An 11,810-nucleotide genomic window follows, 5' to 3' on the forward strand; every position below is an offset into this window, starting at 1 on the left:
ACAAAGCATTCCTAGCGATAACGCTACCTTTCCGAGCTTACCACACTTCAAGTTCTCTGCCTAGCGCAATCAAATCACCCAATCATTTACCATCAGTACACTTGAATATGTCCTTTAGTCATTAGGCCCCCTCGCTCACCCCACAAAAATAGCAACGCCCCACCAAGAAGTCTCCTCCCCAGCCAAGCGTCGCTATCTCATTCACATTGTTAAGGCCAGCCCACAACAATCGTGAGCTTCTGACTTGGAAGCGTCCTGCGCAAGACGCCCAGTGTGGACCGCGGCTGCGCACCACCTATCTATGGCCTCAACCCCTCGGTCAAACAAGGTTAACCTGCACGAAACTTCTCACGGGTCGCAGGTGCCCCTTGCCATCGGCCAATGGTTCCCGGCCGGATTCGCGCTTCCTAACAAATACCAGTAGCCGCCTAGGCAGTCATTGGGGTGGTGCCGGCCCTACCTCTCGCGTCCGCAACGGTTATGCGTTAACAGCTGCTTTCTAGGATTCGGACCGGTCGACGGCTCAAGTCACGAATTCCCTTCGCTAGCTTGAACACCTTCAGTAAACCACGATTCCGGGGTGACTGGGTGCTAGCCGCTCAGGGGACGGGGCTAGTGGCGGTGAGTTGCCTAACTGCTAGTTTATCACCGTCACCAATGACCGGTTGGCACTCACATACCCGCCGGCCACGCGGTAGCGCATGACACCGCTCCGACTAGCCCACTCGCCGTGAGAAAAGTCCCAGCCCTTAACGACCAAATGGGTGCCTCGTCGAATGCCTTTGACCTTATGCGTCAAATTCACGTCGCGGTACAAGCCGACCGACCGCTTCGTTTGGACTTGCTTGACGACCCGTGGTTGGGTTGGCGAGACAAAACGCTTGTTGCCAGTCACATAGGTACCATCCGTCAACTGATACCGGGTTTGACCGTTTTTCTTCACGATTTGTTTAACCGCCAGTGACGTACCTTGTTTCAAATGACGCACGCGGATCTTTAAGGTATCCGTCCGATACGCATTGATTCCCCGCGGATGGGTCACGAACAATTGCTGGTAAGCGCCCTGCCAGTACAATTTGGCCGTGTATGCTGGATTCGCCGTCACAAACGTGCCATCTGCCAGCTCGTAGCGTAGATTTCCCGCCCGCGACTTAACTTGCTTGACCGCCGTGAAGACTGGGGCATACGCCTTGGCCTTCTTGGCGTAGAACTGGATCCGCTCACTCTTTTTGAAATCAACGTGTGAGTAGCGGTACAGTGCGCGTTTGCCATAAATCTTCACCGGCTGCGGTGACGTTACCTCATCGGCCGCTGGCGTCGGGGCTGTTCCAGTCGTTCCCGTGGTGCCACCGGTCGACGGCGCCTGTTTATCAGACTGATAGGTCACCGTCATGGTTGGGTTCGTGCTGTTGCCGGCGGCGTCATCCAAGGCTAACGGCTTAAAATCAATCGGCGTTGTCAGCTCACTAGCCGTGTAGCCCGTCACCAGGGGATGCGTCACGGTGACGGTGTTGTCGGTTCCCCGCACGATACGGTCCGCGGGCGCCTTGGTGCCGTCCGACATGACGTAGTGAATGGTCACGGTCTTGGCATCGGCCACGGGAATGTAGGTGACCGTCACCGATTGTTGCTCAGCCGGGCCAAAGACCAGCTGGTTGGTATCCGCGACGTAGCCCGCATCAGCCGGAAGAACAGCCGAAATGACCGCGGGATCCGTAACTACGTAGCCGGGATACCCGAAAATCGGTCGCGTTTCAAGCGTCTTCCCCGCTGCCTGATAAGCAATGATCATAAGGCTCTTAGCCGCTTTAAATGGAATCTCTAACGTTTGTCCCGACTTAGTTAAATCGACCGGCTGATGAAGAATCTGGTTATAGGCATCAATATCTAGGATTGCCGAAAGACTTCTGGTCGTATCGGTCGTATCGGTCGTATCACCGCCACCAACAGCGCTCACATTTTTTTCCCACCAAACGTCGCCTTTGTTCTTCGCCTCAGCAGTAATTAGTTTCGCCCAATCCGCATCCATGTCCGGTGGCAAAATAGCCTCAATCGCCTTTTCCTCTTGCTCACGAGTCCAAATACCACTTAATCGATTAGAAAAGCCTGGTAGCGTCAGCATGGTGAAATTATCAAAGTGCTCCGACACTTCCAAATCCTCAGAATTTTGATGCAGGTCATGCTCATACTTGCCTACCGATTGTTCAATAACATCCGCATAGGTCGTCTTGCCTGGAACGATGTCAAAATCACCCGTCACGGTGAAGCCAACTCCCGTAGTCGCTATGCCCAGCACAGGATTATTCGGAACGCCCTGACCCATCTCGTCGACACCCCGTACACTAAATGTATACGGCACTTCAGCGGCCTGTGCGACTGTCCCGCAGCTCAGGCCAAATAACCCAACCCATCCCAGTCCTAAAGCCGTGAAACCAATCAAACAACGCTTGATCCAACGCATTTTCGCCAACTCCTTAATTCAGCCTGCTAATCACTCGTCTCTACTTGCTCCCAGTATATCGTGTAAGCGCTTTAATTATCAACCACAAACTTTATCACGCACGTAAAAAAGCCGCCCCACGGCGACTCCCCAACTCAATCACTATTCCCCCACAGCCTGAACATACTGCCGGTCAGCCGTGATATACGTGCCATCATGCAGCTTGTACCGGGCCACGCCATTGCTCGATTGAGCCTTCCCGACTACCGTAAACACCGGCGCGTGGGCCTTCACTTCCTGTGGGTAGACCTGGACCCGCTGGCTGTCGGTAAAGGTCGGCTGGGCGTAACGGTAAAGTTTTTGCTTCGCGTAGACCTTGAACGGGGCGGCGTCCCCATTCTTATCGGTCCGTAAACTCAACCCGCGCGCACCATCCGCCTCCGCCGTCAGTGTGCTGCTCTCATACAGCCGGCCAGTGTAGTGATTGCTCTTCGTCCAAACATAGTTCCAACCAAACCCCACGCTCGCCGCCACCATTATTGATAGAATCCCTTTAGTCCATACACTCATAGTTTTTCTCCTTTATTAATCGCCTTCAGTCATTATTTTTATTTTTTTAAGACACCACCGGCTCCAGCACAACCTTCTCAACCTGCAAGTCATGATCATTAAACGTCACCGTCTTGCGGTCCATCTGGTAGCCAATCCGGCCATTACTCTGCAGTAGCGTCGCAATCTCTGAATTCTCCAGGTTCACGGTCTTGCCGCGGACCCCGTGAATCTGGTACGATGCCAGCTTCGCCCCGTAAACGGAGTCCAGGTGAACCTCAATCGTCAGGACCTGGTTGTTCACCGCGTAGGCCACATCCAAGTCTTCGTTGGGATAGAACGGGTCGACCGTCGTCATCTTGGACTTCGCCGAGTAGCCCCACGGACTGATACTCTTGGAAAATGTCAGGTCTTTGGCCACCTTCAACGTCTTTTCACCGTACTGGCCGCGAATCTGGTTATCCAGCCGTTGGCCCCACAGCTTGGCACCCTCGCCCTCACTGCTCTTCAGTTCGGCGTACTTCAGAGCTTGCCAGTAGTTCACCCGCTTAGCCGACTTCAGGTGCGCCAGCTCATTCAGTAGCATGCCGTAGCGCAACCCACTGACGTCGTTCAACCCGGACAGGTCGACCTTGACACCGTCCGCCGTGATCCGTTGGCGAATGCCACTCACGCTGGTAAATGGCTGGAGTTTGAAACTGGCCTTGCCCTTCTCATCCGCCTCGGCTCTGACCGAGGTCGTCCGCGTCATCAGGTTCTTGTGGTGGCTACTCTTCGACCAGATAAAGTTCCAGCCGACACCGATAGCCAATGCGACCGCCAACGCCAGTAATGCTTTAATTGCTTTCATCATAGATAGTCCCCTTATCTTTTTTTATCGCCTTCATCCATCCTTATTTTCAAAAGGTGCGCGACCTGCGAGAGTCCCGCACCTGGTGTTCCTGTGGTGCCTAATACCGTTAGCAAATGGTTACTGGGCAATCTTCACGTACTTGCTGTTAGCCGTGATGTAACCACCAGCGACCTTGTAACGCTTGTAGCCGGAAACGTGGTGAACGTTGCCGTGGGAGTGGTCCCAACCCTTAACGTTGATGACACTGCCCTTCTTGTACGTCTTCACAACCTTCTTCAAGTCCACGTCTTTGTAGAGTCGAACGGTCGTCTTAGCCTTCACCTTCTTGACCTGCTTCGGTTTCGTCGGTGAGACTAACTTCTTGCTACCAGAGATATACTTGCCATTAGCCAGCTGGTAACGCGTCATGCCGTTCTTCTTGGAAATTTGCTTGACCGCTACCGTGGATCCTTGCTTCACATGCTTGACCTTGCCGCTTAACGCGTTGGTCTTGTAAGTGTTGATGCCTTTCGGGTTCGTCACGTGCAGCTTCTTGTAGCTACCGTTCCAGTACAATTTGCCAACATACTTGCTGCTAGCCGTGATGTGCGTGCCATCGCTTAACTTGTAACGAGCCGCGCCGTTGCTGGCAGTCGTCTTGCCAACCACCGTGAAGACTGGGGCGTGTGCCTTAACTTTCTTGGCATGGGCTTGAACCCGCCGTTTGTTGGTGAAATTGGCATGAGAGTAACGGTAGAGTTTTTGCTTGCCGTAGACCTTGAATGGTGTCACGGATTTGGTGACGTTGTTGGTGTTCGTGGTGGTGTTATTGTTACCAGTGTTCGTAGACTTTTCATCGTTATCCACATTCGTGTCAGTATCCTTGTCACCAGAATCTACGTCTGAGCTGCCACCCCCAGTAACAGTTTCTCCACCAGTCCCGGTATTATCACCTTTTTCTTCTGTATAGACAACTTGAAAATCTCTTTGTTCCTTTTTAAAATCAATTTCTACAATCTTTTGATCAGTCACATACCCTTCAATGACTGGTGAATCAATTTTGCACTGGAATTTAGGATACCCTGGCACTTCCAACTTGTCAGGCGCTTTACTTTCATGACCTTCTGGCATGATGTACTCGATAGTTGCTTTTTCTAATTTTTCTAAAGCATCTTCACTCATGTTAAAAACATCATATTCGTGATTTGAAGAACTACCAATCTTTAATTTAGTATTACTCAAACTACTATTCATTTCATTGTTAGCTTGAGAGTATTCCAAATCAATTACTTGGTCTTTACTAACCCAATAATCATATGACTGTGTATGGTAGGTTCCCTGAACCTCAATATGCGCTGTAATCTTTGCTTTAATATCATTTTTTGTGAAAGGAACTTTCAGTACGCCATTGTTCTCGGTTATTTGGTCTCCCAACTTTAGATTCAACGCATCTGAATTAAGTGTGTATCCATTTCCCTTTAAGTTCTCAATTAAAGTGATACCCTTAGCAACATTTAACGTGTTCTCACCGTACTTATCTTTCACATGATCATTCAATACCCCCGCATAGAGCTCTGCCTCACCGCTGCTATTATTTACTAGAGAAAAGTGCTTCAATGCTTCCAGATAGTTAATTTGCTCCCCATCAGAAGAAACCTTGTCTAATACACTCTTATACGTATCTCCACTCTCAATTTTGACGTTCCCTAAAACAACAGGTATTGGATTCGTAATGTCTTTTCCATTCTCATCAACTGGCTGTAGAGTCAGGCTACTCGCGCCTTCCACATCCGCATCAGCCTCAATCGAACTATCATCCAACCGACTATGATTTGTCTTAGACCAAAGATAGTTCCCACCAAATCCAATTCCAGCAATTATTGATAAGGCTAGTATGCCTTTAACCCATTTTTTCATATGTTTTCTCCTTTTTCTGTTTGATCGCCTTCATTCGTCAAATTTTTGTTTCTGTGGTTAAGTCTAAAGTGTCTTGCCATGCTGACCATCAGTAGTGAGCTCACTACCAACCGTCCGATAACGATTCATACCAGCAACGTGGTGCCCACCGCCACGAAGCCAATCTTCTCAATTAATTCTTCATCATCCCACTCCCATCTTAACTGTCGACTTAGTGCATTAGTTTTTTCTATGCAGTAACAATAACATTAAGTTAATAACACATGCTACCACACTTTTAGTAATGTGGTCAATACAATAAACGATAAATAGTATGTAGGTATTCGACATTTAATGAAGGAAACACAAAATTAACGTCATGAAAAAAGTTGTCATTCGCTGACATCTTTTTCAAGATACCATTTACTTATTTATGGCTAAACTAGTCCCAAATACCTATGTACCAGCATTCCATACAATCCGTCCCACCCATCACGCCGGTCACCTCAACTATCCCAACCCAAACAAAAATGACCAACCCAGCTACCCCCAAAAAGGGGTCACCAAAGTTGATCATCCAACACGCTTCTATTCTACCAACCGCAAAACCACAGTAAAAGAAGGTATTCCCCGAGTTTTCGTAGCGAGAATACCTTCTCCTGCATTAAATTCAATTCAGAAGCGACCCTGTCCTAGATCTACCAACCGGTCACGCCGGATACGCAATCAATCGGCTCTGAATTGTCGAGAACCCCGAGTGGGGGACCAACTAGAGTTTGGCACCATGGGGACTCTCTGTAGCACCAAGCCTAGGGGTTAAGGAAAGTTTATGTTCTCCCTTAGCTCGACTTCATTAAACCACCTATTAGCCGAAACACCTAGAAACACCGCCGAATTCCCTTAGTTACTCCCCGTCACTGGCGCAACCGAATGGGGAGCCACGCCCATTGCTTACCCACTGGCTGTAGTTTGCTTGCGGAGTCCCGTAATTCCAAATAAAAAGGCGGCAACGCGTGAAATTCACTCGCTACCTCCCAAAGGAGACTCAGCAATCTGAAAAATTAGGAAAGATTCGCAGATTGCTGAGTAAAATGAAATGCCAACAGTTTTCCGCCTGTCGGTATCTTCATTACACCACAGAATTAGCCATTCTGCGAGGCTTTCACCCTAGTTGCGCCGAGACTCTGTTCAAACAGATTAGTGGTCGTCGCCCATCCCTAATCCCCTAGGGCTAAACCACTCTTACCACCCAGCTCAACCCAAAGAACAAGCCCCACCAAGGCATCGTGTACGAGGCAACGACTTGATGGGACCTATTCTCTTGTATTCGCTGGAGCCCTTGGGGGAGGGCGTTCAATCCGCTCCCGAAGGACAGGTGACTGCTGCTCTCTAGGAACAGCTTGATTACACCACATATCCCGGTCGACTACCAATTACCCGCTTGGATTCACGAGCTAGTAACGGCCACTTGCCATACTGAATTGTAGCCACTCGAATACTCCGATGTACAAAACAAACGATTCAGCTACACCACAACGCCTAGCGACTAGGTTAGTCCTCATCAACCTACTTAACCGCCATGACAAACTTTTTATTAGCCGTTAAATAGTGGCCATTAGCCAAAACGAACCGCGTCACCCGGCCATTCTGCCGCAAACCAACAACCTTCAAAGTCTGGTTCTTCTTCACGTGACACACACGCTTGGTCAGCTTCAAATCCGTATACTCATTGACGCCACGCTGACACAACACTTTAATTTTCTTAACTGATTTTTGATAATAGGCGGAGCCCACAAACGCGGGTCTTGCCGTGATATACCCCGTCTTACCAGTCTTCATATCCCTTACCTGGTACCGTAACCGCCCAGCCTTTGAATAGGCCTGCCCGGTTACCACAAACATGTCCCGCTTAGTCCGCGTCTTCTTCACGTACTTGACCACCCGCTGATTCTGCTTAAACGTGGGATTCCGATACAGATACAGCGTTTTCAGGCCGTAAACTACTGACTGCTTAAACGCCACCGTCGCAGCTTCCGCAGCCGTGACGACTAACGTCACGGTCTTGGTCTTACCATTGGCCGCTCTGAGTGTTACCGGATAGGTCCCTGGCCGCTGTAAATCGGCTTGACTGGTATCGACCGTTACGGGAATCGCCGTCCCTTGACTGTTCGTGGCCGTAGCTTTGAACGTGGTGGCATCAACCCTTTGACCAACCGTGACCGTTGCGCGCTCATTGGCGGTCAAACTGGCTTTATCAACACTGGTCGGCGGAATAACCTGGCTCTCTGGCTTTCGATAGTGCACGGTCGTCGTAAACTCACCAGCTCTAGCAAAATTTACTGGCACATTCAACTGATCAGGCTCGTACCCTTCTTTGGACGGACTCTTGATAGTCACTGGTTCTTTACCTGTATACCCGGTGATGACCCGATCATCAAAGGCTGTCGAACCATCCGGCATGACGTATTTGATTGTCATTTGGTAGTTATTTTCTTTCAAGTAGATTGTAAAATCAGGAACCAGATACTGATAACTTTCCTGACTCTCCTCCATTACCCCGTCGATTTTTTCCGGCACAACCGTCTGACCGGCTTTATCGCTGGTTGTCTCTATATCAATAGACTTCCCAGGAAAATTTGCGAGCACATCAGATGTTGACTCCACAGTAATTTCACCGAGGTTCCCCGGACATATTGTGCTCAGCTTTGCAATAGCCTCAGGCATAGTGAGAATATTATTAGCATATTCGGACCCGACATTTAATTCATCATAGACCGTATAGCCATCTCTATAATGCAGGTCTGGATTTGCCGCAAATACCTTGTCTTGGGTCGTTCCCTCCGCCTGACTGATAGCCATTGTGACTACCATACCGTTTATAGGCATTCCTTTACCTGCGTCCCCCTCAGATTTCATGTACATGTTCAAACCAAAATTAGCTTGTTCAGCATCCGTCTCCGCCATCGCAACCGTTGTTTTGCCAGAAAATACACCAACAATTAATGAAATCAACACTAATCCAAGACCCGCAACCATGCATTTCATCAGTCGTTTACCCACCACACTCACCTCCACATTGAGTATAACGGATTCTGTCCTTTTGTGCATGGTTGAGCAATTGAACTTACACTGACTCTCAAATATATGCTCAAACTACTTGTCGCTGGTTCCTTCCAAAGTCGCATTGCCTAGTCACCAATATATGTATGACGCCAAATTTTAATCAGCCAGGAAGCCCTCTATCAGCTCCCTACACACGACGAACCACCGAACACCTACTCTCCAAGATAACCGGTCAAACACGCACCAGCACAACCAGAGGCCGCCTAGCACCCAACAATCACCCATTCTCCCAGTCACCAACCAGCACGCCAGCGCAAAGACAAATCCTCCAAATCCCACCAACCTCAACCCAACAAAAAAACCTGAGTAATCGGCAACATAGCTCGCTCAGGCAAAACAACTATTTGTGTGATCGACACGTATTCTCTCATTCAACGACCCCCACTCCCCCGGTTAGGAGAGTTGCCGCGTCGCTGAACTGTCTTCATTAAACCACCATTCGGCCCCAGCTACCAACTAGACGCCACGGAGAAAAGTCCAACTGACATACTAAGCCGTATCGCTAACCCATAGGCAAATCACCAGTAACTCAACTCCTCAGCAATCAAATACCACCCAAAATAAAAGGCTAGCTCTACCGAGCGATTTTTTCCGAAATCACTCGATACAACTAGCTTTTTATGGTCCTTTACCGCAACGACCTAGCGTCTTGGTTGGCGGACCAGCCATATGGGGTAGAGCTGTTCCCAGTACCCGACGATGAATCCTGGGAACACCTTGATTAGACCACATAAGCGGTGTGACTACCAGAACGACGACTTTACTAGGAGGCTAGTAACGGTGAACTTCCATACTGGTCTCAGGATTAAGGAGAGTCGCTCTCATCCTTTAAGAGAAACTTCTCTTGATTCATTAGCGGTAGCGCCCTCGCCAGAAAGGCCGGCAGAGTGCTTAAACCATGGACACCAAGCTTCTCAGATCTCACAATATTGCGGTAAATAACAGTTGTAAAAGACCGAATACCCTGATGGCAAAATAAGTTCATCCACTTGAACATTTGTAGCAAGCATCCAATATTTTCCAACTTTTCAATCCATTAATGGGTAACCTATGCTATTATTTCCTACTCTAATATGAAGAGGTGCGGAAGGAGGTGTTTACATGACAATTGAGGAAAAAATAATGCTTGTGATTCCAAGAATGACCGCTGAACAGTTTGCCCATATCACCCACGTTGATGTCGAAACCATTAAAGAGCTGAAGTCAGGTGACTTACAGCCGGGACAGCTTACCGTCCGTGAGGGAGAATTCCTCGCAAAGGTCTATGACGCGTCGACTTACACGGAGGCTACTGGTAAGGAAACCATGAAAGAGGCCGATGAAATGATGAGTAAGTTAGTTGGTGAGCTAGGCCTATTGAGCCATAGCTATAGCGTGCATGATGAGGGAATGGCTAACGTTTTTCAGAGCATTATCCATGAAGTACTGACTGATGATTCCCTCTTCATTCGCTTAATGGTTAGCTATACAAAATAGCTGTCTCCTATTACTACGATAGAGTAAGCATCTACTAATTGACCGCATTGAAATACAGATTCAAAAGAAAATGGCGTCCTCGATTTTTGAGGATGCCATCTTCTTTCCATGCCTTAAGCGACCTTCATATTTAACCTGCCGCGACCAGCCTATTGCTGTATAAAAGCCCGGTGAATTTTAACTGGCAAATCACGGTTTAAGATTTCTTGCCGTGTCCTACGCCTTTTCGTTGACTGTACTTGATCTGGTTGGGTTCTTCGTCAGTTTGCTCTGGCTCGATAAAAGCACCGTCATCTTCTTCTAGAAGAGACATTTGGTTAGGATCAACCTGCTCTGATTTTTTTACCAAATAGCTTTCTCTTCAGGTAATCAATAAGCTCAGCTTGCTCTTTAATGAGTTTAGACTGGTCTTCAATCTGTTGAGTTAACATCGCGATTTGTTCTTGTTCTGAAGTCATCGATTATCCCACCAATTCAATACTAATTAATTTTGAGTCTACCATAGTCTAATCAAAATAAATAGCTATCTTTGCGTGGTTAAGCTTTTACGCCTCGGTGGCCTCACTTTATGGATGGTCGCGTCAAGTGACCATCCACTTAAGAGACGTGTAAACTGCTTAAAATTAAGGCGCCGAACAGCGTCTTGATTGGTTGGCCATTGTAGCCTGCCATTTTCAAGCCGCTTATACAACAGGAGAAATCCATCACCATCCCAGTAAAGGGCCTTGAAACGGTCCTTTCTGGTACCGCAAAATAAGTACAGTCCTTGGCTGTAAGGATTCAGCTCGAACTGTTCTTGAACAACCTCTGCCAACCCATCGATTCCACGACGTAAATCCGTCTTCCCACAGACAATATAGACCTGATTGATTTTTGTAGGGTCAATGAGCATCATTGAACACCGCCTTAAGAACGGCATCAACGATATAACCGTTAGCTTTATTGTAGATGATTACTGATTTGTTCTTGCCAACCTTCAGTTGAATTGCCCGGCTGGGAACAACTGGCATTGTTCCGGCAGCCTCATGTGGCATTCTAATTTGAACGATATCTTGCTTATCCATAATAAAAACCTCACCAATTTATTTGATGAGATTATCATATCGTGGATTTGCCACCAATCATAGACGGTCAGTTATTAGGTGCTTACCTTCAATTTTAAATCTGGATTCAAAAAAGAGACCCAATTCGAAAATGAATTGGACCTCTCAAATCCCCCTCATCAACATCTGTTGACAAAAAGCCCTTTATTCAAAGGATACGGTCCATTGAAAATATGACAAAGTGTTCTATTTCAAATGGTCCAATTGAAGGCGTTAATCGTAAGATTAAACAGATAAAGCGCACTGCCTACGGTTACCGCAATTGGATCAACTTCAATTACAGAATACAAATTGAATTCAAAATCAGGGTCCAAAAAAATACTAAGCTTAGAGGCATAAGAGTTATCCGACGGGATGCTCTTATGCCTCTATTACTTTATAGTGGTAGTGA

General features: G+C 47.8%; 10 protein-coding genes and 1 pseudogene. 2 read left to right on the forward strand and 9 right to left on the reverse strand.

Translation table 11 applies throughout. From position 1 onward, the window contains the following. Positions 1 to 637: 637 nt before the first annotated feature. The 5 genes from JUF13_RS09305 to JUF13_RS09325 all read right to left on the reverse strand — a co-directional run bounded on the left by JUF13_RS09305 (position 638) and on the right by JUF13_RS09325 (position 8,777). Positions 638 to 2,461 (reverse strand): DUF5776 domain-containing protein, encoded by a 1,824-nt coding sequence (locus JUF13_RS09305; RefSeq protein WP_203639384.1) that lies wholly within the window; start codon positions 2,459 to 2,461, stop codon positions 638 to 640. A 141-nt stretch (positions 2,462 to 2,602) separates the two neighbouring features. Next, complete coding sequence (locus tag JUF13_RS09310) at positions 2,603 to 3,010, reverse strand: DUF5776 domain-containing protein (protein ID WP_203639386.1); 408 nt, start codon at positions 3,008 to 3,010, stop codon at positions 2,603 to 2,605. A 46-nt stretch (positions 3,011 to 3,056) separates the two neighbouring features. Then, positions 3,057 to 3,842, reverse strand: a complete 786-nt coding sequence (locus JUF13_RS09315; protein ID WP_203639388.1) for a hypothetical protein — start codon at positions 3,840 to 3,842, stop codon at positions 3,057 to 3,059. A gap of 117 nt (positions 3,843 to 3,959) precedes the next feature. After that, on the reverse strand, positions 3,960 to 5,738 hold the full coding sequence (locus tag JUF13_RS09320; protein WP_203639390.1) for a DUF5776 domain-containing protein: 1,779 nt from the start codon (positions 5,736 to 5,738) through the stop codon (positions 3,960 to 3,962). A gap of 1,545 nt (positions 5,739 to 7,283) precedes the next feature. Next, positions 7,284 to 8,777, reverse strand: coding sequence for a DUF5776 domain-containing protein (locus tag JUF13_RS09325; RefSeq protein ID WP_203639392.1), 1,494 nt, complete (start codon positions 8,775 to 8,777; stop codon positions 7,284 to 7,286). Between the two features lie 1,164 nt (positions 8,778 to 9,941). Here JUF13_RS09325 and JUF13_RS09330 point away from each other — a divergent pair. Beyond that, the gene (locus JUF13_RS09330; protein ID WP_203639394.1) at positions 9,942 to 10,316 is read left to right on the forward strand and encodes a hypothetical protein; all 375 of its coding nucleotides are present in this window, start codon (positions 9,942 to 9,944) and stop codon (positions 10,314 to 10,316) included. Positions 10,317 to 10,512: 196 nt separating this feature from the next. Here the strand turns inward: JUF13_RS09330 and JUF13_RS09335 are convergent, their stop codons facing one another. The 4 genes from JUF13_RS09335 to JUF13_RS09345 form a co-directional block, all read right to left on the reverse strand. Continuing rightward, complete coding sequence (locus JUF13_RS09335; RefSeq protein WP_203639396.1) at positions 10,513 to 10,665, reverse strand: hypothetical protein; 153 nt, start codon at positions 10,663 to 10,665, stop codon at positions 10,513 to 10,515. After that, on the reverse strand, positions 10,640 to 10,774 hold the full coding sequence (locus JUF13_RS14505) for a hypothetical protein (protein WP_263972790.1): 135 nt from the start codon (positions 10,772 to 10,774) through the stop codon (positions 10,640 to 10,642). The genes JUF13_RS09335 and JUF13_RS14505 overlap by 26 nt, the downstream gene beginning before the upstream one ends. Before the next feature lie 65 nt (positions 10,775 to 10,839). Beyond that, positions 10,840 to 11,211 carry an IS66 family insertion sequence element accessory protein TnpB gene (gene tnpB, locus JUF13_RS09340; RefSeq protein WP_236002693.1) on the reverse strand — a complete coding sequence of 124 codons (372 nt, stop codon included), beginning with the start codon at positions 11,209 to 11,211 and terminating at the stop codon, positions 10,840 to 10,842. Beyond that, a complete protein-coding gene (locus tag JUF13_RS09345; protein WP_203639398.1) occupies positions 11,198 to 11,380 on the reverse strand; it encodes a hypothetical protein in 183 nt (60 codons plus the stop codon). The genes tnpB and JUF13_RS09345 overlap by 14 nt, the downstream gene beginning before the upstream one ends. 176 nt (positions 11,381 to 11,556) lie before the next feature. On the opposite strand from JUF13_RS09345, the pseudogene JUF13_RS09350 reads away from it, so the two are divergent. Continuing rightward, positions 11,557 to 11,810: pseudogene (locus tag JUF13_RS09350) on the forward strand (transposase); the annotation flags it as partial.

Origin of the sequence: Levilactobacillus wangkuiensis (assembly GCF_016861605.1) — a bacterium.
Taxonomy (GTDB): Bacteria; Bacillota; Bacilli; order Lactobacillales; family Lactobacillaceae; genus Levilactobacillus; species Levilactobacillus wangkuiensis.

Excerpts from the sequence above, each read along its gene's own strand:
- JUF13_RS09330 (WP_203639394.1), top strand. The coding sequence starts at position 9,942 with ATGACAATTGAGGAAAAAATAATGCTTGTGATTCCAAGAATGACCGCT.
- tnpB (WP_236002693.1), bottom strand. The coding sequence starts at position 11,211 with ATGATGCTCATTGACCCTACAAAAATCAATCAGGTCTATATTGTCTGT.
- JUF13_RS09310 (WP_203639386.1), bottom strand. The coding sequence starts at position 3,010 with ATGAGTGTATGGACTAAAGGGATTCTATCAATAATGGTGGCGGCGAGC.
- JUF13_RS09305 (WP_203639384.1), bottom strand. The coding sequence starts at position 2,461 with ATGCGTTGGATCAAGCGTTGTTTGATTGGTTTCACGGCTTTAGGACTG.
- JUF13_RS09320 (WP_203639390.1), bottom strand. The coding sequence starts at position 5,738 with ATGAAAAAATGGGTTAAAGGCATACTAGCCTTATCAATAATTGCTGGA.
- JUF13_RS14505 (WP_263972790.1), bottom strand. The coding sequence starts at position 10,774 with ATGACTTCAGAACAAGAACAAATCGCGATGTTAACTCAACAGATTGAA.
- JUF13_RS09345 (WP_203639398.1), bottom strand. The coding sequence starts at position 11,380 with ATGGATAAGCAAGATATCGTTCAAATTAGAATGCCACATGAGGCTGCC.
- JUF13_RS09315 (WP_203639388.1), bottom strand. The coding sequence starts at position 3,842 with ATGATGAAAGCAATTAAAGCATTACTGGCGTTGGCGGTCGCATTGGCT.